Origin of the sequence: Streptomyces sp. NBC_01017 (genome assembly GCF_045162795.1) — a bacterium.
GTDB classification, from domain to species: Bacteria; Actinomycetota; Actinomycetes; order Streptomycetales; family Streptomycetaceae; genus Streptomyces; species Streptomyces machairae.
In genome coordinates this window covers 8637936-8660025 of sequence record NZ_CP108683.1, presented here as the reverse complement: position 1 = coordinate 8660025, position 22090 = coordinate 8637936, and the positions used below count along the sequence as shown (strand labels likewise).

Genomic DNA, 22090 nt, shown 5'->3' with positions numbered 1-22090 from the left:
GATAGTTTACGGCGGCGCACGGCACGAAGCGAGAACCGGGAGGGGCCGGACGATGGGCGAAGTGGTCTACGACCTGCGCGAGGTGAGGCGGGCCCGCTATGCCGTGGCGTCCGTCTTCGCCGTGCACGGCGCCGTCACCGGGTCGTTCGCGACACGCGTGCCATGGATCCAGGACCATGCCGGCGTCAGCGCGGGCCAGTTGGGCCTGGCGCTCGCCTTCCCCGCGCTCGGCGCCTCCGTCGCCATGCCGGTGGCGGGCCGCATCAGCCACCGCTTCGGGGCCCGCAACGCCCTGCGCGGACTGATCGCCCTGTGGACGCTCGCGCTCACCCTGCCCTCCCTCGCCCCCAACCTGCTGACCCTGTGCCTGGCCCTGTTCGCCTTCGGCGCCACGGCGGGCATGGCGGACGTGGCGATGAACGCGCTCGGCGTCGAGGTCGAGAACCGCCTCGGGCGGTCGATCATGTCGGGGCTGCACGGCATGTGGAGCGCCGGCGCCCTGATCGGCTCGGCAGCCGGCACGCTCGCGGCCCACCTGGGCTCGGACGCCCGGCTGCACCACGCGCTCGCCGCGGTGACCCTCACCTGCCTCGGCATCCTGGCCTGCCGGTGGGTGCTCGATCTGCAGCCCGCCGAGGACGAGGAGCCGCCGCCCCGGTTCGCGCTGCCGCCCCGCTCGGCGCTGCTCATCGGCGCGGTCGGGTTCTGCGCGGTCTTCGCGGAGGGGGCGAGCCTGGACTGGTCGGCGGTCTATCTGCGGGACCAGTTGGACACCTCGGCCGGTCTCGCGGCGGCCTGCACGACCGGCTTCACGCTGACCATGGCGCTGGCCCGGCTGGCCGGCGACAGGGTGGTCGACCGCTACGGCGCCGTGCGCACGGTCCGCTCCGGCGGCGTCCTCGCCACGCTCGGCGGCCTGCTCATCGTCGTGTCGGACAGTCCGGCTCTGGCGATGACCGGATTCGCGCTGCTGGGACTGGGCATCGCGGTGGTCGTGCCGCTGTGCTTCGCGGCGGCGGGCCGCAGCGGCAGCAACCCCTCGCTGGCCATCGCGGGCGTCGCGACGATCACGTACACGTCGGGTCTGGTCGCACCGGGCGCGATCGGCGGGATCGCCCAGGCCACCAGCCTGATGGTGTCCTTCTGCCTGGTCACCGTGCTGTCCTTCGGCCTGGTCGTGTTCGCGCGCGTCCTGCGTGCAGGGGACCGCGACCGCCCGAAGATCAGCCGCCCGGACGCGGCGGTTCCCGACCCGCGCCCGTGAACTCCTCGCGAGAAGGGTCTGCCCTGATCAGCCCCGGTCGGAGCCACCTCTGACGTCCCTGACAATGGTCCGGTCACCCGCACGCACGACGAAAGCGAAACCGCACCATGGATCTCGGCGTCCGCTGGAAACTGCACGGCGACGGACGCACTCCGGCGCCCGGAGCGGTGGTCCGCCCCGACGAGCGGCTCTCCTGGCCCCGCACCGTCGGGCTCGGCGCCCAGCATGTGGTGGCCATGTTCGGCGCGTCCTTCGTGGCGCCGGTGCTGATGGGGCTCGACCCCAACCTGGCGATCATGATGTCCGGCGTGGCGACGGTCATCTTCCTGCTCGCCACCCGCGGCCGGGTGCCCAGCTACCTCGGCTGCTCCCTCTCCTTCGTCGGCGTCGCGGCGGTCATCCGGGCCGACGGCGGTTCGAGCGCGACCGTCACCGGCGCGGTCCTCGTCGTCGGTGCCGTGCTCTTCCTGATCGGTCTCGCCGTACAGCGCTTCGGTGCGCGGATCATCCACGCCACGATGCCGCCGATCGTCACCGGCGCGGTCGTCATGCTCATCGGCTTCAACCTCGCCCCGGTGACCGCCTCGACGTACTGGCCGCAGGACCAGTGGACGGCGCTGCTGGTGATGCTGTTCACCGGTCTGGCGGTGGTCTGCCTGCGCGGGTTCTGGTCCCGGATCGCGATCTTCCTGGGCCTCGTCCTCGGCTACGGCATCTCCTGGGCCTTCGACCGGATCTTCGGCAGGATCCACTCGGCCGACGCGAGCGGCAAGGTCACCGACCACTGGCGGCTCGACCTCTCCGGCGTCGCCAAGGCCGACTGGATCGGCCTGCCCGATCTCCATGGCCCGTCCTTCCAGTGGTCCGCGATCCTGGTGGCGCTGCCCGTCGTGATCGCCCTGGTCGCCGAGAACGCCGGGCACGTCAAGGCGGTCGGCGAGATGACCGGCGACAACCTGGACGGCAAGCTGGGCACCGCGATCTCCGCGGACGGCGCCGCCTCGGTGCTCTCCACCGCGGTGGGCGGCCCGCCCAACACCACGTACTCCGAGAACATCGGCGTCATGGCCGCGACCCGCGTCTACTCCACCGCCGCCTACTGGGCCGCCGCCGGCTTCGCGCTGCTCTTCGGGGTCTGCCCCAAGTTCGGCGCGGTGGTCGCCGCCATCCCGGGCGGCGTCCTCGGCGGCATCACCGTCATCCTGTACGGCATGATCGGCCTGCTCGGCGCGCAGATCTGGATAAACGCCAAGGTGGACCTGCGCAATCCGCTCAACCTGGTGCCGGCCGCCGCGGGCATCATCATCGGCGTCGGCAACGTCACCCTGGAGTTCACCGACACCTTCGAGCTGAGCGGCATCGCGCTGGGCACCCTGGTGGTCATCACCGGCTACCACGCGCTGCGGGCGTTCGCCCCGGCCCACCTGAAGACGCAAGGGCCGCTGCTCGACGAGGGCACGTCCTCCTACGACGAGGAGAGCGAGAGCGACACCGGCGAGGGGTCTCAGCGCGCCAAGTCATAGGCGTACGACGCGGTGAACGTCCCGGGCCTGCCCTTGCACCCGTCCGACTCCCCCGGCAGCTTCACCCACAGATAGGCGTCGATCCGCGCCTCGCCGGTGCTGAGCGTCGGCGCCCGGCCCAGCCTGCGGCCGGCGGGGTCGCACCACTCCCCGTCGGCCGGAGCTCCGGCGCCGTTGCGGCTGGTGTCGATGACGGCGCCCAGGCTCGCTGGGCCGTCGAGGGCGTCGAGGACCTGTCGGCCGTAGGCGATCTCGTCGGTCGTGGCGTGGAAGTTGGAGACGTTGCTGAAGATGCCGTCGGAGGACGCGGCCGAGGCGGCGCCGGCCTGCTTCAGCCACCCGGCCTGCTTGCCGGGCGCGTTCCAGCCGGAGTGCCCGGCGTCGTAGTAGACGCGCGCCCTGGGGTTCGCCGCTTTGAAGGCGCGGCCCGCGCGGGCCAACGAGGCGAAGCGGTCGGCGCGTTCACCGGCGGAGAGGCACTCGGCCTGGGCGACGGAGTCGGGCTCCAGGATGACGATGACGTCGCCGGAGCCCAGTCCCGCGGCGAACCTGTCGATCCAGGCGTCGTAGGCGTCGAGGCCGGGCGCCCCGCCCTCGGAGTACCCGCCGCAGTCACGGCCCGGGATGGCGTAGGGCACCACCACCGGCACCCGCCCCAGCGCGGACCCGCCCGAAGTGACCGCGCGGACCCGGGCGGTGATGGTGTCCGGCGTGAAGTCGGCGAACCACACCGCGGCCGGCTGGGCGGCGATCCGGGACGCGATGACGGCGTGGCGCGGGTCTCCGGCGTTGTCGCGGACCCAGTCGAGGACCTGGGAGTCGGGGTGGCGGTAGAGGCGGGCGGACACCACGGCGGGCTGCTGCTTCCTCTCGGTCCTGGTCGGCGAGGGCGTGGGGCTCTTGGGGGCGGGCTTCTTCTTCGGTGTCGGTGAAGCGGACGTCGGCGAAAGGGACTTCGTCACCGACGGGGAGGGTGAGGGCACGAGCGGCAGGGGCTCCAGGCTCGGCGAGCGGATCACCTCGGGCGGCCCGGCCTGGTCGGAACGCCCTCTGTCGTCGAGCGCGGACATCATGCCGGTCACCGTGCCGACGGCGACCACGACCGAGGCCGCCACGACCATGGCATGGCGCCGGGCCGCCCTCCTGCGCTCGGACCTGCGTGCGGCCAGTCGCTGGGCACGTAAGCCTGGCACCCTCCTGCTCCCCCTCCGCCACAGCGAGCGCGTTCCCCCGTTCTGGGGAAGCGCCGGGCCCGCCGACACTCCCGTCAGCCTAAAGCTGGGACTCTGCCCCCATGGCGCAATGCGAACAATTCACCACGCCCGTGGACGCGGTCATCTCCCGTATGCGCGCCCTGGAAGCGGCCCTGCCCGAACGGGACGGAGTCGCGGTCTTCAACCGCGTCTACCTCGCCGTCACGGAGGCGGTGGACGGGCACATCGACGGCGGTCGGTTCACCGACACGCGGGCCGCGATCACGCTGGACGTGCGGTTCGCGCAGCGGTATCTCGCGGCGGTGGACAGGGCCGAGCAGGAGGGGCGTCCGCCCGCGTGCTGGCGGCCGCTCTTCCAGATGCGCCGGCATCCCGGCGTACGCCCGTTGCAGTTCGCGCTCGCGGGTATCAATGCGCACATCGGCCACGATCTGGCGCTCGCCGTGGTGGACGCCTGTCGTAGCCTCGGCTGCGAACCGGCCGAGCTGGAGGACGAGTTCGACCGGGTGGGTGACCTCCTCGTCTCGCTGGAGGAGCGCATCCGCGAAGAGCTGATGCCGGGTCCCGACCTGCTCCAGATCGCCGACCCGCTCACCCATCTGCTCGGCTCCTGGAGCCTGGAGCGGGCCCGGGACGCCACCTGGTCGGCGGCGCGGGCGCTGTGGGCACTGCGCCGGCTCCCGGACCTCGCCGGGGAGTTCACCGAGCGGCTGGACGCGGCCGTGGGGTTCGCGGGACGCATGCTTCTCACGCCCCTGCCGGACTGACCGGTCTTCGAGTGGCAGTTCCCCGTGCTCGCAGTACGTTGGCCGGTGGGGGGCCACCGATCGTGAAGGAGTACCCAGTCATGGCCATCCGTCTCGGACTCGGTCTTCCCCAGCTCCGGCAGTACGACCTCGCCAAGGACGTGACGGACGTGGCCCGCACGGCCGAGCAGATCGGCTACGACAGCCTGTGGGTCTACGAGCGGCTGCTGGTCCCCGAGTCCCCCACCCAGGGTCTGTACGGCATCCCGGGCCTGCCCTGGCCGGACTGGTACCGCGGCATGGCCCATCCGCTGGTCACGTTGACCCTGGCCGCGGCGGTGACCGAACGCGTCCGGCTGGGTTCGGGCATCCTGGTCGCGCCGCTGCACGGACCGTTCCAGCTGGCCAAGGCCCTGGCTTCGCTGGACGCGGCGAGCGGCGGCCGGGTGGTCGCCGGTCTGGGCACGGGCTGGTCGACCGACGAGTTCGCCGCCGCGTCGGTGCGGCCGATCGAGGAGCGCGGCCGGGTGCTGGACGAGGTGATCGACGTCTGCCGTGCGGTGTGGGGGCCGGACCCGGTGTCCTACGAGGGCCGGATCACGAAGATCGATGCGGCCGTGGTGGGCCCCAAGCCCGTGCGGCCGATCCCGATCCTCGTGGCCGCGGGAGGCGGGAAGGCCCTGACGCGGGTCGTGGACCACGGCGACGGCTGGATCCCGGTCGCCATGGACGTGCAGGGGTATGCCACGGCGTGGCAGCAGATCCAGGACATCGCCGCCCGGCGCGGACGCACCATGCCGATCGAGCGGGTGCCACGGGTGAACGCCATGTACTCGGCCAAGGCCTACGACGGTGACGACCGTCAGCCCTTCCAGGGCAGCGCCGACCAGATCGTGACGGACCTCGCGGCGTACGCCGAGGTCGGCGTGGACGAGCTCCTCCTCGACCTGCAGACCACTTTGCGGGACGCCCAGGAACTCAAGGACGTCGCCGCGGAGGTGTACCAGAAGGCGCGGGCCGCCGGGATCTGACCCTGGTCAGTCCTCCGGCAGCTCGACCGGCGCGATCTCGTCGTAGACGTCGCCCGGCCCGGGATTGGAGCCGTCGGTCGCCCCGCCGAAGTGGTGCATGACGCCCCAGACCGCGTTCAGCGCGGTCTGGACGGCGCCCTCGGCCCAGCCGGCCGTCCAGGAGATGTCGTCGCCGGCGAGGAAGATGCCCCGCTTGTCCTCGGGCAACCGGTCCTGCATGAAGTGCGTGAACAGGCGGCGCTGGTAGCGGTAGTGGCCCGGCAGGTTGGCCTTGAACGCGCCCATGAAGTAGGGCTCGTTCTCCCAGGAGACGGTCACCGGGTTGCCGATGATGTGCTTCCGGATGTCGACCTTCGGGTAGATCTCGCCGAGCGACTTCAGCATGACCTCCATCCGCTCGCTCGCGGACAGCGGCAGCCACTTCAGGCTGTCGTCGCACCACGTGTAGGAGAGGCAGATGACGGCGGGTTTGTCCGGACCGTCGTCGAGCAGGTAGGTCCCGCGCGTCATGCGGTCCGTCAGCGTCATCGACATGACGTCCCGGCCCGTCGGATTTCCCCTGTCGTCGACGGCCTTGTCCAGCCAGAACGGCCGGTCGACGGGCACGAAGAGCTTGCTGGACTCCATGTAGTGCGTGCGCTCGATCGCCGTCCAGTGGTCGATCGGGAAGAGCGTGTCGTCGCAGGCGATCTTCGACAGCAGCATCCAGGACTGCGCGGTGAAGATCGCCGCCTGGTAGGTGCGGATGTCGCCGTTCGCGTCCGTCACGGTGATCCGGTTGCCGGCGGTGCGGTGCAGCCGGGTCACGGCCGGGCGGGGCGCGCCGTTCTCGTGGAGCGCCGCGAGCGAGGTCCCGTAGGGCCAGTGGACGATCTTCTCCGGCTCGCGCTCCCACATGCGCAGCGGCAGCTGCTGGGAGCCGCCGACGATGCCGCGGTGGTGGTCGTCGGCCTCGGTGTAGACGACCCGCAGGATCTCCAGGATGGAGTTCGGGAAGTCGGTGTCCCAGCCGCCGGTGCCGAAGCCGACCTGGCCGAAGATCTCGCGGTGCCGGAAGGACTTGAAGGCCTCGGAGTCGCAGAGGAAGCCGTAGAAGGTCTGATTGTCGAGCTTCTCGACGAGCTGCGCCCAGATCTCACGGATGCGCGGCACGTCCCGCTCCCGCATCGCGCGGTTCATGTCGGTGAAGTCGGCGCCCTCTTCGAGGCACTTGTTCCAGGCCGCAGCGACATCCCGGTAGACCTGCGGAAGGTCCTCGACCGTCTCGGCGTAGTGCGACTCGCCCTTGAGGTCGACGACGGTCGACGGGGTGGCCTCGGCGAGCGGGTTCGGGAAGGGGCTGGTCTGCAGGCCCACGAGGTCGATGTAGTGCTGGAGGGCCGTGGAGGACGGCGGGAAGCGCATCGCGCCCATCTCCGCCGTGAGGCCCTCGGTGCCGGCGCCGTCGAAGCCGACGGTGCGCAGCCGGCCGCCGATCTCGTCGGCCTCGTACACGACCGGCTTGAGGCCCATCTTCATCAGCTCGTACGCGGCCACGATGCCGGAGAGGCCGCCGCCGATGACCGCGACCTCGGTGCCGTGCTCGGTCGCGGGTATCTGGCCGAGCCCCGCCGGGTGGGCGAGGAAGTCGTCGTAGGCGTACGGGAAGTCCGGGCCGAACATGGTGATCGGCGGCTGCTGCTCGTCGGCGTGCTGGACGGCGTTGGGCACCGTGGACGTCATGGGGTACGGACTCCTTGCGACTGCGACAGGGAAAGCGGGGGGAGGTTCAGACGAGCGACCCGTAGAGGCCGGGGCGGCGGTCGGTCAGATACGGGTTCGCCTCGCGCGAGGCGGCGAGGAAGGCGGGGTCGACGTCGGCGAGGACGAGCTCGTCACCGCGGCCGGCGCGGGTACGGGCGACCCCGTCGGGGCCGGCGAGCGTGGAGAGGCCGACGAACTCGAACTCCCCTTCCCGGCCGGCCCGGTTGACGTACGCGACGTACATCTGGTTCTCGAAGGCGCGCACCGGGATCATCGACTCGGCGACGAACTGGAACGGGTGCATCTGCGCGGTCGGGACGACGAGGAGGTCGGTGCCGGCCAGGGCGTGGGCGCGGACGTTCTCCGGGAACTCGACGTCGTAGCAGATCAGGAGCCCGACGCGGAGGCCGTCGAGCTCGGCCTGGACGACCTGCTGGTCGCCCGGCGTGAAGTGGTCGCGCTCGAAGCAGCCGAAGAGGTGGGTCTTGCGGTAGTCGGCGAGGCGGGTGCCGTCGGCGGAGATCAGCTGGGCGGAGTTGAAGACGGCGTCGCCGTCCCGCTCGGGGTAGCCGTAGACGACCGCCAGGCCGTGCCGGGTGGCGATCTCGGCGATCGCGTCCGCGCAGTCGCCGTCGGCGGGCTCGGCGAGGCGGGCGATGTCGTCGCCGATCGCGTACCCGGTCAGGAACATCTCCGGCGTGACCAGCAGCCCGGCGCCCGCCGCGGCGGCGCGGCCCGCGGCCTCGTCGAGGACCTTGAGGTTCTCGACGGTCGAGCCGGGGCGGCCGGAGCTCTGGAGCAGGGCGGAGCGCATGCGTGTTCCTCACCGGGCGGAAGGGGGTTGGGGGCCGTGTAGGGGCCACGTAGACGGTACGGGCGGCCGGCAGGGGCGGACAAGAAGGAGCCGTTGCGCGCCGGTGAGCGGTTCGTTGCGTGCACTGACGGGTCGGCGGCGATTCGTTGCGTGACCCCGGTCGTAGTCCCGCTCCTCCTGGCAGCGCAGGTCCCGCCGGTCTCCCCCGCCGGACGGCGGAGAGCGGGTTGCGCCCCGGGCGCGATGTGCCGCGGGCGCGGCGCCGGGAGAGTGGGGACCGTCCACTCGACCTGGCTTGACCTGCGGAAAGGACCACGATGAACCGCCGTACAAAGATCGTTGTGCTCGGCTGTGCACTCCTGCTCACGGCCGGAGCCGCTGCCACCGCAACCGCGTCCGGCGACGCGCCGCGGCAGCGCGAGGCCGCCGCGCTCACCGGCACCGCCAAGCTGTACCGCTCGGCCGGGGACGACATCACGTTCTCGTTCGACGCGCACCTGGCGGCGAAGGACACGGCCGACCCGACGAAGGCCACCGGCACCTTCGAGTTCAGCCACTACCTGAACGGCGAGGGCGCCCGGGCGAAGGTGAAGGTCGACTGTCTGCTGACCGGTGGGAAGGTGGCCGTCGTCTCCGGGGTCATCACCTCCTCCGACCTGCCGGGCGCCAAGGGCAAGCGGGTCGGCGTCACCGTCCACGACGTCGGCGGCCACGACCGGCTCGGCTACAGCTGGGCCTCCACGGGCAGCCCCGTCGAGACGAAGGCGCTGCCCAAGTGCGTGAGCTCCGCCCCCTTCGAGAAGGCCAAGAAGGGGACGGGCGACTTCACGGTCGTGCCGTGGCGGCCCGACTTCTAGCCAGCGCCAGCGCCGTCACCAGGTAGGGAACCGCGAGCACCGCGAAGACGGTGCTGTGCGCGGCGCCCGTGCCGAGCAGCGCGTACACGCCGAAGGTGGCGACCGTGGCCAGCTCGGTGCCGAGGCTCGCCACGGAGGTGAGCGTGGCCCGGCGGGACTCGTCGATCCGGTGCTGCAGGCGGACGTCGGCGAGCACCTCCGCCAGCTGGAACCCGGCGAAGGCGAGGCTCAGCAGGGCGATACCTGCCGGTGAGCGGGCCGCGGCGCCGACGGCGAGGGCGAGCGCCGCGCCCGCGAGCAGCGCCGCGAGCCCCCTCGTGCCGAGGCGTTCGGCCGGTCCGGCGAGGAGGCTGCCGGCGGTGACGCCCGCCCAGATCAACATGATCAGGTAGGGCACGGTCGCCTCGGCGAAGCCGATCTCCCGGACCAGCAGCGGGGTGTACTCGTCGAGCGCGCCCCACACCGCGGCCACGGCCGGCATCAGCAGCAGGGCACCACGCACCGCACGGTCCCTGCGGACCTCGGCGAGTCCGGTCCGCAGGGTCGTCGCCCAGCTGTCGCCCCCGGTCTCCGGCCGCACCCGGTGCTCCGGGAACCGGGTCGCGGTGAGGGCGGTCAGGACACAGGCGAGGAAGCTCGCGGCACCGACGGCCGCGTAGCCGCCCCGGGCGAAGACGGGCCCCGCCAGGCCGATGGAGGCGACGGTGCCCACCAGCCGTGCGGCCCGGGACCGGCCCATGACCCGCGCATACCGGTCGGCGGCGCCCAGCCGGTCCAGCTCGTCGTACACCAGCGCCTCCAGCGCACCGGAGCCGAGCGCTCCGCCGGCGCCCCACAGGACGAAGCCGGTCGCGAAGGCCCAGTACGACGGGACGGCCACCCACAGTCCGAAGCCGACGGCCGTGAGCAGCGGGCCGATCCACAGCAGCCGGCGCCGCGAGACGGCGTCGGCCCAGGCTCCGGAGGGGACCTCCAGCACGACGCCGGTGATCGACCACAGGGCGAACAGGGAGGAGATCTGCCAGAGCGACATGCCGGTGTCGGCGAACAGCAGCGCGTACACCGGGTAGAGCAGGACGAAGTCGTCGAGGAACGAGTAGCCGTACAGCGTGGCCGTGAGGCGGCGGACGCCGATTTCGGGCACGCGTGCAGGTGAGAGTGTCATGAGGCCTTCCCGCAGGGACAGTTCGGACGCCGGGGGTACGGCGGCCGAGGTGGCCCTCGGGAGGCACGGCTGGTGGATCAATGTCGCCAGGTCATGGCATCGATGGTAGGCCGACCCGGCTCACTCGTGCAGGGAGTATGTGGCGCTCTCGGAGAAGGCGGCGGGCAGCGCGAAGGTGGTGATGACGGCTGCGTGGTCGGACGGCCACTCGTTGTGCTCGACGTCGGGCCAGGGGCGCGGGTGGCCGCTCACGCAGGTCTGGGAGTCGAGCACGCGCAGGCCACGGTGGAGGACGAAGTCGATCCGGTCCTGCGGCTCCGAGCGCCCGCTGCCGTCCTCGTGCACGGGGTGGATCGGCGACCAGGTGTGGCCGGGGTGGGCCCTCGGGTCGGGGTGGGCCTCGCGGTAGGAGTCCCGCAGCCCCGCCTCCTCGGCCGCCTTGGTCACCGGCCATTCCACGTCCGGCCGGTCCAGGTGGGAGGGGCTGTTGAAGTCGCCGACGAGGACGACCGGCACGGAGTCGTCGATCCGGCGCAGGACATCCCGCATCTGGTCGAGCCGGACCTCCTCGTGGGCGATCAGACCGGCGGCCGGCAGCCCGTCGAACGCGGACTCGTACGGCCCGTACGGCGTGTAGTCCAGGTGGGCCGTCCAGACGTCGACCGCCTCGCCTCCCACGCGGACACGAGCCCCGGCGGCCCCGTAGAACCCGACGTCGGGGTCGCCGAGGGGGGCCGTGATGGGGTACCGGCTGATGATCCCGAGGTTCTCCCCGGCGCGGTGGTGGTACCAGCCGAGTGCCTCGGCGAGTTCTTCGGCGGCGGTGCCATACGTCTCCTGGAGCCCGACCACGTCCACGTCGGTCTCGGCGATGACCTTGAGCTGCTTGGCACGGTGGTCATGAACCTTGGTGCCGCCGTACCAGAGGTTCCAGCTCATGACGCGGAGCCGGTACGGCAGCAGGGCGCGCAGCCGCTGCGGGGTGACGCCCGTCAGGCCGCCCAGGACGGTCCGGCCGGGCCCCGCGTCGATCGGGGCGAGCGAGGGCACCGCGAGCACCGTGCAGCCCGCGGCCTCGGCGGAGGCGACGCCCGTCTCCGTGTCCTCGACGGCCACGCAGGCCGCCGGGTCGACGTCGAGGAGGCGGCAGGCGGCGAGGTAGGGGTCGGGGGCGGGCTTGGTGCGGTCGGTGTCGTCGGCGGTGACGGAGACGGCGAAGCGGTCGGCGCCGAGGGCTTCGAGGACGGCGTCGGCGACAGCTCTCGGGGACGCAGTCACCAGAGCCGTCAGTACGCCCTCGCGGGCGAGCGCGTCGAGCAGGTCGAGCGCGCCTGGGCGGGGCACGATGCCGGCGCGGACGCGATCCGCGAACTCCCGGTGCAGCACCTCGGCGAGCGTGTCCGCCGGGGTGCCGGTGACACCGGACAGCCAGTCGGCGGTGTCTTCGACGGCCCGGCCGAGTACCTGGGGCTCGTCCGCCTCGGTCAGGGCCCGGCCGGCCACCTGCTCCACCGCCTCCCACCACAGCCGCTCGGTGTCGACGAGCGTGCCGTCCATGTCGAACAAGGCGGCCTGGAGCGGGAGTCGGGTCACGGTTGTCTCTTTCATGCGTGGGGGGGGATCACCAGGTGGTACGGGAGTCAGCGGCTGCGTTCGGCCACCAGCACCGGCCGCTCCGGCAGCGACACGCTGACCGCGGCGCCGGCGCCGAGCGCGGCCGTCTCGTGCGCGGGCAGGTCGGCCTTGACCTCGGTGCCGTCGGCGAGCCGAACGGTCAGCCGGGTGGTGGCGCCGAGGAACGCCGTGGCGACCACGCGTGCGTCGGCCGCGTCGTCGGCGTGCACCGTCACCGCTTCGGGCCGCACCAGCACGTCGACGTCGGACACCGAGGGTGCGTCGCCGTCGACCGGCAGCCGCCGGCCCAGCACCTCGACGCCGTCCTCGACGAGCCGGCCCGGAATGCGGCTCATCGTGCCGACGAACTCGGCGACGAAGGCGGTGGCGGGGCGGCCGTACAACTCGGCCGGAGCGGCGCACTGTTCGAGCCGTCCGGAGCGCATGACCGCGACCCGGTCGGCCATCGACAGGGCCTCCTCCTGGTCGTGGGTGACGAACAGGGTGGTGATGCCCAGCTCCCGCTGGAGCCGTCGGATCTCCTCGCGCAGCGTCAGCCGCACCTTGGCGTCGAGCGCCGACAGCGGCTCGTCGAGCAGCAGGACGCGCGGGCGCAGGGCGAGGGCCCTGGCCAGGGCGATGCGCTGCTGCTGGCCGCCGGAGAGCTGGTGCGGGTAGCTCTCGCCCTTGTCGGCGAGGCCGACCAGCTCCAGCAACTCGGCGGCCCGTCCGCGCCGTTCGGCGGTGCGCACCTTGCGCATGCGCAGCCCGAACGCCACGTTGTCGAGGGCGCTCAGATGCGGGAAGAGGCTGTACGACTGGAAGACCATCCCGGCGTCCCGGCGATGCGCGGGGATACCGGTGACGTCCTCGCCGTCCACCAGCACCTGGCCGGAGTCGGGATGCTCGAACCCGGCGAGCATGCGCAGCGCGGTGGTCTTGCCGCAGCCGGACGGGCCGAGCAGCGCGAGGAGTTCACCCGGTCGCACGGTCAGGTCGAGTCCGTCGAGGGCGACGGTGGTTCCGAACTCCCGGCGCAGTCCCCGGAATTCGACGGTGGCGGCCTGTACCGATGCCTTTTCAGGCGCTGTCTTTTCAAGCACGGTCATGGTTCATCCCCGGGAGGTAGGACGGGTACGGCCGCCGAAGCCGGCGAGCACGAGGAGCAGCACCCAGGTCACGAGCAGGCTGAGCACGGACACGGCGACGGACAGCTGGGCCTGCGAGCCGCTGACGTTCACGATCCACACCGCGAAGGGCTGGAAGCCGAGCAGCTGCGCCACGGTGAACTCGCCGAGCACCAGGGCGAGGGTGAGGAAGGAGGCGTTGAGCAGGGCGCCGCGCAGGTTGGGCAGGACGGCCTGCACCAGCGCCTGCGGCCAGCTCGCCCCGCAGCTGCGGGCGGCCTCCACGAGAGTGGGCACGTCGATGGCGCGCAGCCCGGCGTCCAGGGCCCGGTACACGAACGGCAGCGCCATCACGACGTAGGCAAGGACGAGCACGAACGGGAAGTCGGGGTTCTGGATCGCGACGAACGTCTGGAACAGCGGCGTCCGCGACAGGTGTTCGGGCCCCCACTTCAGCACCGTCCCGATCCCGGCGACGAACGCGATGGGCGGCACGACCAGCGGCAGCGAGCACACGATCTCGACGACGGGCCGCAGCCGGGGCGCGCCGAGCCGCAGCGCGACCATGGCGGGCACCATCAGCAGCAGGACGACGGCGATGGTGGCGAGGGCCAGCTCCAGGGAGAGCAGCAGGCTGGAGGTGAAGCCGTCGGTGGAGAAGATCTGGCCGTAGGCGTCGAAGGTGAGGCCCTGCCCGGGCACGTCGACCGTGAAGACCACCGACGCGGCGAGCGGCACCAGGAAGTACAGACCGGCGAGGCCGAGCACGCCCCACCGCCACAGGTTCAGGCGAGCCATCGCGCGCTCCGTCGTTGCAGGGGCAGGTACACCGCCATGACCAGGCCGGCGACCAGGACCATGTCGAGGCTGAGGGCGAGCGCCACGTTCTCCTGGCCGACCAGGACGTTGCCGGAGAGGGCGTCGGCGATCTGGAGGGTGACCAGCGGGACGGAACTGCCGACCATCGCGGCGGCGGTGGCGTACGCGGCGAAAGCGCTGCCGAAGAGCAGGACGAACCCGCCGAGGAGCGTGGGCAGCAGGACGGGCAGGGCCACATGGCGCCAGTACTGCACGGCCGTGGCGCCGTTGTTCTGCGCTGCCTCGCGCCACTGGGAGCGCAGGCCGTCCAGGGCCGGGGTGATGGTGAGGACCATCAGCGGGATCAGGAAGTACAGGTAGACGAGGACCAGGCCCCAGAAGCTGTAGAGGTCCCAGCCCTTGTCCGTGAGGCCCAGGTGGCGGGTCAGCACACCGGCGTTGCCGAGCGTGGCGACGAAGGCGAAGGCCAGCGGGACGCCGCCGAAGTTGGCGAGTACCCCGGAGGCGGTGAGCACGGCCTCACGCAGGGCGCGGAAACGGGAGGTCACCACGGCCTGGGCGAGCGGCAGCCCGAGGAGGGCGCCGAGCGCGGCGGAGACGGCGGACAGCTTGACGCTGCCGAGCAGGGCCGTGAGGTACGCGCCCTGGAGCGAGGCGGTCAGGTTGTCGGCGCTGTACGAAGTCGCCCCCGTGGCCGGGTCCTTGACGGTGAAGGCGCCGTCCAGCATGGCCAGGGCGGGCAGCCCGAAAGCGAGCGCGGTGAAAACGAGCAACGGGGCGACGGCGAGCGAGCCGCCGACGCCACGGCGCCGCCGCTTGCGCGCAGCGGCGGGCGCCGTGTCGACCCGGGTGAGGGTGGTCGTCATCCGGAGACGGCCTTCGCCCAGCCCTGGCCGAGGACCGTCTTGGCCTTGTTCTGCTGCTCCTCGGTCGGGAAGGAGGGCGTGCCGGAGACCTGGGGCAGCTTGGCTGCGGCCGTCTTGTCGAGGGTGCCGGCCTTCTCCATGGCCGTCATCAGGGCCGGCCGGGCGTAGCCCTTGAGCCACAGGTTCTGGCCCTCGGTGCTGTAGAGGTACTCCTGCCACAGGCGGGCGGCCGCGGGGTGCGGGGCGTCCTTGTTGATCGCCTGGGAGTAGAACTGCGAGAACTGGCCGTCGCTCGGCACCGACACCTGCCAGTCGACGCCCTTGGACTTGAACTCCTCGGCGTATCCGGCGTTGAGGTAGTCCCAGTCGATGCTGATGGGCGTCTCGCCCTTTTCGACGGTGGCCGGGGTCGACTCGACGGGCGTGTAGTTGCCGTTCTTCTTCAGCTTGGCGAAGAAGTCCAGGCCGGGCTGGATGTCGTCGAAGGAGCCGCCGTTCGCGAGCGCCGCCGCGTACACGCCGCCGAAGGCCGAGCCGGACTTGGTGGGATTGCCGTTGAGGGCGACCTGGCCCTTGTACTGCGGCTTCAGCAGGTCGGCGAAGGTCTTCGGGCACTCCTTGACGCGCTTGGCGTCGCACCCGATGGAGATGTAGCCGCCGTAGTCGTTGAACCAGCGGGCCTGCGCGTCCTTCTGGCCCTCGGGGATGTCGGCGAAGGCCTCCACCTTGTACGGCGCGAGCAGCCCCTGCTGGGCGGCGCTGATCGCGAAGGAGCTGCCGAGGTCGAGCACGTCCGGGGCGCGGTCCTGCCCCTTGCGCGACGTCACGGCGTTGATCTCGTCCTGGCTGGAGCCGTCGGGGTTCTCGACCTCGACCTTGATGCCGTACTTCTTCTCGAAGCCGTCGATGAGGGCGCCGTAGTTGGCCCAGTCGCGGGGCAGCGCCATGGCGTGCAGCGTGCCCTCCTTCTTGGCCGCCTCGACCAGCTTGTCGAGGCCGCCGAACTCCTTGGCGGAGGTGGCGGTGGCGGCGCTCTTGCCGTCGGCGGCGGTGGACGCGTTGTCGGGGGCGGCGCCACAGGCGCTCAGGGCGAGCGCGGCGACGACGGCGAGTGCACCGCCGAGAGCGGCGTTTCTCGGCAGGGAAATGGACACGGGTTCTCCAGGGGACGCGCGAGGGTGCAGGAGGATCTTGCCCAGGAAAGATCTCGAACTTGTCTGAACAAGTTGGCCCCAGTAGGCCCGCCGATGGTGACACGTTCATGAACACTGGCGAAAGTCTCTGCCCTGAATTCGTGCACACTCCTCACGGACACGGAGCGCCGGACGGTCTCGATTAGGCTGGTCACGCTGTGCACAGCAACGGACTCAGAGGGGAAGCATGACGGCGCGACACGAGGAGATCGCAGACGAACTGCGTCGGGCGATCGACCGCGAGGAGTACACGGTCGGCTCGCTGCTGCCCGCCGAGACGGATCTCGCGGCCCGGTACGGCGTCTCGCGCGGGACGGTCCGGCAGGCCGTCGCGGCACTGACCGCCGAGGGCCTCATCGGCTCGCGCCAGGGCGCCCGCCGGGTGGTCCTGGCCAGCCGCCGCAGCCAGAGCTTCGCCGAGCTGCGCAGCTTCGCCCAGTGGGCGAACGCGATGGGGCGGGAGGCGAGTGGCCACGTGGTCGCGCAGGAACACCGACCCGCGACGAAGGAGGACGCCGTACGCCTCCAGCTGAGCCCCGGAACCCCGGTGTTGCACGTCCTGCGGATGCGTGGCCTGGACGGCGAGCCGGTCCTGCTGGAGCGCACGGTCTACGCCGACTGGATCGCCCCGGCCGTCGAGGCCATAGAGCCCGACTGCCCCTCTGTCACCCAACGCCTGTACGACGACACGGGGTTGGTCTTCGCCTACGGCGAGCACGTCATCGACGCGGTGTCAGCGGGCGCCCAGGACGCCGAGTTGCTGGGCATCCGCCGCACGAGCCCCTTGCTCCGGGTGCGCCGCGTGACGACGACCCGCGAGGGCCGCCCGGTGGAGTGGTCGGACGACCGCTACCGCTCGGACGCGGTGAGCTTCAGCGTGCACAACTCGATCGACAACAACGCCCTCGCCCGCAAGACGGCCGACTGACCCCTCCCCCGAACGGCTACCCGCCTCCACCCGCTGGAGGAGGCCCCGCCGTGGGCGGCCGCGCGAGACTTCCCCCATGGACGCCACCGAGATCCCCGCCCTGCCGTTCGTCGACGAACACACGACGACGGTCGAGGCGAACACCGACGCCGTCTGGCGCGACCTGACCGCCCGGATGGACGGCGCCCGAGGATTCCGGGTGGCAGTGTCGACCCCGGGCCGGGAGTTGGCCCTGGTCGGCCATCACCCCTTCTCGAGGTACGCGCTGATCTTCCACTTGGACGAGACGGAGCAGGGCCACACACACCTGCGGGCCGAGACACGGGCCAGGTTCCCCGGCCCGGCGGGTGCCGTCTACCGACGTCTCGTCATAGGCACGGGCGCCCACGCACTGGTCGTACGGCACATGCTGACGAAGGTCCGCGAGAACGCCGCCTAAGTGGGGCGGGGAACTGCGCGACAAGCCCCCACCCACCCGCACCCAGAAAACTACGTGGGCGACCCGGAAGAAAACCGCCGCAACAACGGCGACAGCACCAGCACAGACTTGGTCCGCTCCACGAACGGCTCCCCCGCGATCCGCTCAAGGACCCGCTCGAAGTGCCGCATGTCGGAGGCGAAGACCTGCACGACCGCATCCGCGTCACCGGTGACCGTGGACGCCGCCACGACCTCCTGGTACCGCTCAAGCCCCCGCCGGATCGTCTCCGGCGAGGTGTTGTGCCGGCAGTAGATCTCGACGAACCCCTCGGTCTCCCAGCCGAGCGCCGCCGGATCCACCCGTACGGTGAATCCGGTGATCGCTCCGGTGGCGCGCAGCCGGTCCACGCGCCGCTTCACGGCGGGCGCGGACAGGCCGACCAGTTGCCCGATGTCCGCGTAGGAGCGGCGGGCATCCTCGGCGAGGGCGTGCACGATGCGTTCGTCGAGATCGTTCAGCACTGCGGGTGGTTCACTTCACTTCTGGTGTCGCAAGACGGGAACGGCGATAGCCGTACACGAAGTAGAACACGAGACCGGCCGCCATCCAGAACCCGAAGACCACCCAGGTCACGGTGTCCAGGCTGAACATGTTGTACGCGCAGAACAGGAAGCCCAGCACCGGCAGCACCGGCCCGAACGGCACCCTGAACGTGCGCTCGAGCTCCGGCCGCCGGTACCGCAGGATGATCACCGCGATGTTGACCAGCGCGAAGGCGAACAGCGTGCCGATGCTGGTCGCGTCGACGAGCTTGCCCAGCGGGATGAGGGCCGCGAGCGCACCGCAGAAGAGGGACACGATGATCGTGTTGAGACGGGGCGCGCCGGTCTTCTTGTGGACCTTGCCGAGCGCCTTCGGGACCAGGCCGTCGCGGGACATCGCGAAGAGGATGCGGGTCTGGCCGTAGAGCACGGTGAGGACGACGCTCGCGATGGAGATGACCGCGCCGAGGGCGAGCAGGGTGCCCCAGAAGGTCTGCCCGCTGACGTCGTTCATGATCGCGGCGAGGGAGGCCTCGGAGCCCTCGAACTTGGTCCAGTTCCAGGCGCCGACGGCGACACCCGCGACGAGCACGTACAGCGCGGTCACGATGATCAGCGACAGCATGATCGCCCGCGGCAGGTCCCGCTTGGGGTCCTTCGCCTCCTCACCCGCGGTGGAGGCGGCGTCGAAGCCGATGTACGAGAAGAACAGCGTCGCACCCGCGGCGCTCACGCCCGCCATGCCGAGCGGCATGAAGTCCTCGTAGTTGCCGGACTTGAAGCCCATGAAGCCGACCGCGCAGAACAGCACCAGCGCGGCGATCTTGACGGCGACCATGATCGTGTTGGCCCGGGCGGACTCCCGGACACCACCGAGCAGGAAGATCATCGCCAGCAGCACGACGATCAGGGCGGGCAGGTTGATGATCCCGCCCTCACCGGGCGCGGAGGACAGCACGGACGGGATGGTGACGCCTATCGTCCCGTCGAGCAGCTCGTTGAGGTACTCGCCCCAGCCGACGGCGACGGCGGCCACCGACACGCCGTACTCCAGCACCAGGCACCAGCCGCAGACCCACGCGACCAGCTCGCCCATCGTTGCGTACGCATACGAGTACGAGGAGCCCGCGACCGGGATGCTGCCCGCCAGCTCGGCGTACGACAGAGCCGAGAACAGCGCCGTGAGACCGGCGATCACGAAGGCCAGGGTGACCGCGGGACCGGCCTCCGGGACGGCGTCGCCGAGGACGACGAAGATGCCGGTGCCGAGGGTGGCACCGATGCTGATCATGGTCAGTTGCCACATGCCGAGAGAGCGCCGCAGGGACCCTCCCTCACCCTGGCCACCCTCCGCGACCAGGTGTTCCACGGGCTTGCGACGCATGAGGCGCGCGCCGACTCCGAGGGACGCGGGGGCGGCGGTCTGGCTTGGGTTCTGCGGGGGTGCGCCTTGATCGAGCACGCGCTGGGCTCCTTATCGCTGCCGGTCAGGGCGGCAGGGACCGGCGGCACCCCTTCGAGCGGGGACCCACCGAGCGGGGTCCCTGCCACGCCACGTACGAGGCGACAGCCTACGAGGATCGGCGTTGCTGGTGAAATGCAGCAACCTTGCGCATGCCCGCAAGATCATTGCGTTCCTCGGGGCGGGGTGGGTGTTCGTTGCGCGGCGGCTTTCGACCGTTGCGCAACGGTCCGATCAGCGCAGTTTCCTGATCAGGAAAGCGCAGGGGTCGACGCACTCGCGCAGGGTGCCGTCGACGTCCTCGTACGAGTAGCGGTCGAGGTAGTCGACCAGGGGCCGATAGCCGAGCCGGCCGTAAAGGGCGGCCGCGCGCCGGTTGTCGAGGCCGACACCGATACCGACGACCGGCAGGCCGCGTTCCCGGGCAAGGCCCTCGGCAGCGCGGATCAGCGCGGTGCCGATGCCGCGCGAGCGGAGCTCCTCCCGGACGCCGAGACCGCCGATCTCGGGGCACTCGGTCGTCACCTCGGGCGCGTCACAGCCGCTCCACCGCATCTCGGCGTGGCCCGCCGGCCGCCCCTCCAGCCAGGCCACGAGATACGTGCACGCCCCCACCTCCTGCCGAGCGAATCGCCGGGCATGGAACGAGGTGCGCCCGGGCGAGCCCAGGTGCTGATCGAGCAGCGCGACGTCGCCGGCCGTACAGACGGTGATCTCCATGGCGCGACAGTAGAACGCGCGCACGCCGAACGGCCCCCGATTTTCCCGGCGAACGGGACAACGGGGGCCGCAGGCAAGGGAGTTGGCGTCAGCTCCAGCTGGCGTGCAGCGGCTTGCCCTCCGCGTAACCCGCCGCGCTCTGGATGCCGACGACCGCCTTCTCGGCGAACTCCTCCAGGGAGCCCGCGCCGGCGTAGGTGCAGGACGACCGCACGCCCGCGATGATCGAGTCGATCAGGTCCTCCACGCCCGGCCGGCCCGGGTCGAGGAACATGCGCGAGGTGGAGATGCCCTCCTCGAACAGCGCCTTGCGGGCCCGGTCGTACGACGACTCGTCGGACGTACGGTTGGCCACGGCCCGCGCGGAGGCCATGCCGAACGACTCCTTGTAGAGGCGGCCGTTCGCGTCCTGCTGGAGGTCGCCCGGCGACTCGAAGGTACCCGCGAACCAGGACCCGACCATCACGTTGGACGCACCGGCTGCCAGCGCCATGGCGACGTCACGCGGGTGCCGGACGCCACCGTCGGCCCAGACGTGCTTGCCGTACTTCTTCGCCTCGGCGGCGCACTCCAGGACCGCGGAGAACTGCGGCCGGCCGACGCCGGTCATCATGCGGGTCGTGCACATGGCGCCGGGGCCGACACCGACCTTGATGATGTCCGCGCCGGCCTCGATCAGGTCCCGCACACCCTCGGCGGCCACGATGTTGCCGGCCACGATCGGCACCTGCGGGTCGAGCGCCCGCACGGTCCGGATCGCGGCGATCATCGACTCCTGGTGGCCGTGCGCCGTGTCGATGACGAGCGTGTCGACGCCCGCGTCGAGCAGTTGCTTGGCCTTGCCCGCCACGTCGCCGTTGATGCCGACGGCGGCCGCTATGCGCAGCTTGCCGTTGGCGTCGACGGCCGGCGAGTACAGGGTGGCGCGCAGGGCGCCCTTGCGCGTGAGGATGCCCGCGAGGCGGCCGTCCTTGTCGACGGCGGGGGCGTAGCGCCGGTTGTGGTGGTCGAGGGTGTTGAAGGCCTCGCGCGGGTCGAGGTCCGCGTCCAGGAGCAGCAGGTCCCGCGACATGACCACTTCGAGCTGCGTGAAGCGGTCCACGCCGGACAGGTCGGAGTCGGTGACCACACCGATCGGCTTGAAGTCGTCGTCGACGACCACACCGGCGTTGTGCGCGCGCTTGGGCAGCAGTGCCAGCGCGTCGGCGACGGTCTGGTGCGGGGCCAGCACGATCGGGGTGTCAAGGACGTGGTGCCGGCTCTTCACCCAGGAGACGACGTCGGTGACGACCTCGATCGGGATGTCCTGCGGGATGACCACCAGGCCGCCGCGCCGGGCCATCGTCTCGGCCATCCGGCGGCCGGCGATGGCGGTCATGTTGGCGACGACCAGCGGGATGGTGGTGCCCGTGCCGTCCGGCGAGCTGAGGTCCACGCCCTGCCGCGAGCCCACCGCGCTGCGGCTCGGGACCATGAAGACGTCGTCGTACGTCAGGTCGTACGCGGGCTGGATGTCATTGAGGAAACGCACGTGCTGCACATCCCAGTCGATCAGAGGTGGCCCCCGGACAGGTCAGCCAGGGGGAAGAGCACGTACTTCATTGTCCCACGCTGACCGGAATGCGATGCACGGTCACATCATCCAAGCAGGTCAGACACCCCCTAGGAGGATCCTCCAAGAGCGAGCACGACCGTGAGCGCCTGCGTCCGGTCCACCGCCTCGGAGAACACGTCCTGGGCGATCTCCCACTCGTCGGGCCGCGCCTTCGCGTACGCCCGCCAGTTCCGTACGACGACCAGCAGGCCCTGTTCCACGGCGGCCTCCGGCCAGACGGTGCGGTCGGAGAGGGAGTCGGCGAGCGCGTCCCAGTTGCGGCCGAACCAGTCGGGAAGGTCCAGGGCACGGGCGCAGCGGTCCATCAGGCCGGCCTTGTCCGTGATCCCGTCGAGGTCCAGCGGGACCACGAGCTCCGTCATCTCAGTACCGCCAAGGTCGTAGTGATCGGATGAAGCAGATGAACGAAGGGGGCGACCGCTTGGC

At 71.2% G+C, this 22090-nt stretch carries 21 protein-coding genes; 7 read left to right on the top strand and 14 right to left on the bottom strand.

Annotated features, from left to right (window positions below):
- Nucleotides 1–52: 52 nt before the first annotated feature.
- Both OG331_RS39795 and OG331_RS39790 read left to right on the top strand, forming a co-directional pair.
- Nucleotides 53–1264 (top strand): MFS transporter, encoded by a 1212-nt coding sequence (locus tag OG331_RS39795; RefSeq protein ID WP_406205937.1) that lies wholly within the window; start codon nucleotides 53–55, stop codon nucleotides 1262–1264.
- A gap of 107 nt (nucleotides 1265–1371) precedes the next feature.
- Complete coding sequence (locus OG331_RS39790) at nucleotides 1372–2787, top strand: uracil-xanthine permease family protein (RefSeq protein ID WP_406205934.1); 1416 nt, start codon at nucleotides 1372–1374, stop codon at nucleotides 2785–2787.
- On the opposite strand, the gene OG331_RS39785 is transcribed toward OG331_RS39790, so the two are convergent.
- On the bottom strand, nucleotides 2769–3908 hold the full coding sequence (locus OG331_RS39785; RefSeq protein ID WP_406210615.1) for a glycoside hydrolase family 6 protein: 1140 nt from the start codon (nucleotides 3906–3908) through the stop codon (nucleotides 2769–2771). The genes OG331_RS39790 and OG331_RS39785 overlap by 19 nt on opposite strands.
- A 173-nt stretch (nucleotides 3909–4081) precedes the next feature.
- Here OG331_RS39785 and OG331_RS39780 point away from each other — a divergent pair, with 173 nt between their 5' ends.
- A complete protein-coding gene (locus OG331_RS39780; protein ID WP_406205932.1) occupies nucleotides 4082–4768 on the top strand; it encodes a DUF5995 family protein in 687 nt (228 codons plus the stop codon).
- 80 nt (nucleotides 4769–4848) lie between these two features.
- Nucleotides 4849–5778 carry an LLM class F420-dependent oxidoreductase gene (locus tag OG331_RS39775; RefSeq protein ID WP_406205929.1) on the top strand — a complete coding sequence of 310 codons (930 nt, stop codon included), beginning with the start codon at nucleotides 4849–4851 and terminating at the stop codon, nucleotides 5776–5778.
- A gap of 6 nt (nucleotides 5779–5784) precedes the next feature.
- On the opposite strand, the gene OG331_RS39770 is transcribed toward OG331_RS39775, so the two are convergent.
- Nucleotides 5785–7500, bottom strand: a complete 1716-nt coding sequence (locus OG331_RS39770) for a flavin monoamine oxidase family protein (RefSeq protein ID WP_406205926.1) — start codon at nucleotides 7498–7500, stop codon at nucleotides 5785–5787.
- A gap of 46 nt (nucleotides 7501–7546) precedes the next feature.
- The gene (locus tag OG331_RS39765) at nucleotides 7547–8335 is read right to left on the bottom strand and encodes a carbon-nitrogen hydrolase family protein (RefSeq protein WP_406205924.1); all 789 of its coding nucleotides are present in this window, start codon (nucleotides 8333–8335) and stop codon (nucleotides 7547–7549) included.
- 317 nt (nucleotides 8336–8652) lie between these two features.
- On the opposite strand from OG331_RS39765, the gene OG331_RS39760 reads away from it, so the two are divergent.
- Nucleotides 8653–9192, top strand: coding sequence for a Repetin (locus OG331_RS39760; protein WP_406205921.1), 540 nt, complete (start codon nucleotides 8653–8655; stop codon nucleotides 9190–9192).
- Here the strand turns inward: OG331_RS39760 and OG331_RS39755 are convergent.
- The 6 genes from OG331_RS39755 to OG331_RS39730 all read right to left on the bottom strand — a co-directional run bounded on the left by OG331_RS39755 (nucleotide 9161) and on the right by OG331_RS39730 (nucleotide 15937).
- Nucleotides 9161–10357 carry an MFS transporter gene (locus tag OG331_RS39755; protein WP_406205918.1) on the bottom strand — a complete coding sequence of 399 codons (1197 nt, stop codon included), beginning with the start codon at nucleotides 10355–10357 and terminating at the stop codon, nucleotides 9161–9163. The genes OG331_RS39760 and OG331_RS39755 overlap by 32 nt on opposite strands.
- Before the next feature lie 120 nt (nucleotides 10358–10477).
- Nucleotides 10478–11950: an HAD-IA family hydrolase gene (locus OG331_RS39750; protein WP_406205915.1), complete on the bottom strand. Its 1473-nt coding sequence runs from the start codon at nucleotides 11948–11950 to the stop codon at nucleotides 10478–10480.
- A gap of 47 nt (nucleotides 11951–11997) precedes the next feature.
- Nucleotides 11998–13080 (bottom strand): ABC transporter ATP-binding protein, encoded by a 1083-nt coding sequence (locus tag OG331_RS39745; protein ID WP_406205913.1) that lies wholly within the window; start codon nucleotides 13078–13080, stop codon nucleotides 11998–12000.
- Between the two features lie 3 nt (nucleotides 13081–13083).
- On the bottom strand, nucleotides 13084–13896 hold the full coding sequence (locus OG331_RS39740; protein ID WP_406205910.1) for an ABC transporter permease: 813 nt from the start codon (nucleotides 13894–13896) through the stop codon (nucleotides 13084–13086).
- Complete coding sequence (locus OG331_RS39735; RefSeq protein ID WP_406205907.1) at nucleotides 13884–14783, bottom strand: ABC transporter permease; 900 nt, start codon at nucleotides 14781–14783, stop codon at nucleotides 13884–13886. Before OG331_RS39735 ends, OG331_RS39740 begins: the two co-directional genes overlap by 13 nt.
- The gene (locus OG331_RS39730; protein WP_406205904.1) at nucleotides 14780–15937 is read right to left on the bottom strand and encodes an ABC transporter substrate-binding protein; all 1158 of its coding nucleotides are present in this window, start codon (nucleotides 15935–15937) and stop codon (nucleotides 14780–14782) included. The genes OG331_RS39735 and OG331_RS39730 overlap by 4 nt, the downstream gene beginning before the upstream one ends.
- 226 nt (nucleotides 15938–16163) lie before the next feature.
- Here OG331_RS39730 and OG331_RS39725 point away from each other — a divergent pair, with 226 nt between their 5' ends.
- Both OG331_RS39725 and OG331_RS39720 read left to right on the top strand, forming a co-directional pair.
- Nucleotides 16164–16904, top strand: coding sequence for a GntR family transcriptional regulator (locus OG331_RS39725; protein ID WP_406205901.1), 741 nt, complete (start codon nucleotides 16164–16166; stop codon nucleotides 16902–16904).
- Between the two features lie 76 nt (nucleotides 16905–16980).
- Complete coding sequence (locus OG331_RS39720) at nucleotides 16981–17343, top strand: hypothetical protein (protein WP_406205898.1); 363 nt, start codon at nucleotides 16981–16983, stop codon at nucleotides 17341–17343.
- 50 nt (nucleotides 17344–17393) lie between these two features.
- On the opposite strand, the gene OG331_RS39715 is transcribed toward OG331_RS39720, so the two are convergent.
- The 5 genes from OG331_RS39715 to OG331_RS39695 form a co-directional block, all read right to left on the bottom strand.
- Nucleotides 17394–17846: an Lrp/AsnC family transcriptional regulator gene (locus OG331_RS39715; RefSeq protein ID WP_155054451.1), complete on the bottom strand. Its 453-nt coding sequence runs from the start codon at nucleotides 17844–17846 to the stop codon at nucleotides 17394–17396.
- 10 nt (nucleotides 17847–17856) lie between these two features.
- Nucleotides 17857–19329 (bottom strand): amino acid permease, encoded by a 1473-nt coding sequence (locus tag OG331_RS39710; protein ID WP_328882918.1) that lies wholly within the window; start codon nucleotides 19327–19329, stop codon nucleotides 17857–17859.
- 234 nt (nucleotides 19330–19563) lie between these two features.
- Nucleotides 19564–20049 carry a GNAT family N-acetyltransferase gene (locus OG331_RS39705; RefSeq protein WP_406205892.1) on the bottom strand — a complete coding sequence of 162 codons (486 nt, stop codon included), beginning with the start codon at nucleotides 20047–20049 and terminating at the stop codon, nucleotides 19564–19566.
- Between the two features lie 88 nt (nucleotides 20050–20137).
- A complete protein-coding gene (locus tag OG331_RS39700; protein WP_406205889.1) occupies nucleotides 20138–21580 on the bottom strand; it encodes a GuaB1 family IMP dehydrogenase-related protein in 1443 nt (480 codons plus the stop codon).
- A 131-nt stretch (nucleotides 21581–21711) separates the two neighbouring features.
- On the bottom strand, nucleotides 21712–22026 hold the full coding sequence (locus OG331_RS39695; protein WP_406205886.1) for a barstar family protein: 315 nt from the start codon (nucleotides 22024–22026) through the stop codon (nucleotides 21712–21714).
- Between the last annotated feature and the right edge of the window lie 64 nt (nucleotides 22027–22090).

Bases quoted from the DNA above. Each gene is read 5' to 3' on its own strand.
- OG331_RS39775 (WP_406205929.1), top strand. From the start codon at position 4,849: ATGGCCATCCGTCTCGGACTCGGTCTTCCCCAGCTCCGGCAGTACGAC.
- OG331_RS39725 (WP_406205901.1), top strand. From the start codon at position 16,164: ATGACGGCGCGACACGAGGAGATCGCAGACGAACTGCGTCGGGCGATC.
- OG331_RS39790 (WP_406205934.1), top strand. From the start codon at position 1,372: ATGGATCTCGGCGTCCGCTGGAAACTGCACGGCGACGGACGCACTCCG.
- OG331_RS39705 (WP_406205892.1), bottom strand. From the start codon at position 20,049: ATGGAGATCACCGTCTGTACGGCCGGCGACGTCGCGCTGCTCGATCAG.
- OG331_RS39760 (WP_406205921.1), top strand. From the start codon at position 8,653: ATGAACCGCCGTACAAAGATCGTTGTGCTCGGCTGTGCACTCCTGCTC.
- OG331_RS39765 (WP_406205924.1), bottom strand. From the start codon at position 8,335: ATGCGCTCCGCCCTGCTCCAGAGCTCCGGCCGCCCCGGCTCGACCGTC.
- OG331_RS39780 (WP_406205932.1), top strand. From the start codon at position 4,082: ATGGCGCAATGCGAACAATTCACCACGCCCGTGGACGCGGTCATCTCC.
- OG331_RS39745 (WP_406205913.1), bottom strand. From the start codon at position 13,080: ATGACCGTGCTTGAAAAGACAGCGCCTGAAAAGGCATCGGTACAGGCC.
- OG331_RS39785 (WP_406210615.1), bottom strand. From the start codon at position 3,908: ATGGTCGTGGCGGCCTCGGTCGTGGTCGCCGTCGGCACGGTGACCGGC.
- OG331_RS39735 (WP_406205907.1), bottom strand. From the start codon at position 14,783: ATGACGACCACCCTCACCCGGGTCGACACGGCGCCCGCCGCTGCGCGC.
- OG331_RS39795 (WP_406205937.1), top strand. From the start codon at position 53: ATGGGCGAAGTGGTCTACGACCTGCGCGAGGTGAGGCGGGCCCGCTAT.
- OG331_RS39740 (WP_406205910.1), bottom strand. From the start codon at position 13,896: ATGGCTCGCCTGAACCTGTGGCGGTGGGGCGTGCTCGGCCTCGCCGGT.
- OG331_RS39755 (WP_406205918.1), bottom strand. From the start codon at position 10,357: ATGACACTCTCACCTGCACGCGTGCCCGAAATCGGCGTCCGCCGCCTC.
- OG331_RS39695 (WP_406205886.1), bottom strand. From the start codon at position 22,026: ATGACGGAGCTCGTGGTCCCGCTGGACCTCGACGGGATCACGGACAAG.
- OG331_RS39720 (WP_406205898.1), top strand. From the start codon at position 16,981: ATGGACGCCACCGAGATCCCCGCCCTGCCGTTCGTCGACGAACACACG.
- OG331_RS39770 (WP_406205926.1), bottom strand. From the start codon at position 7,500: ATGACGTCCACGGTGCCCAACGCCGTCCAGCACGCCGACGAGCAGCAG.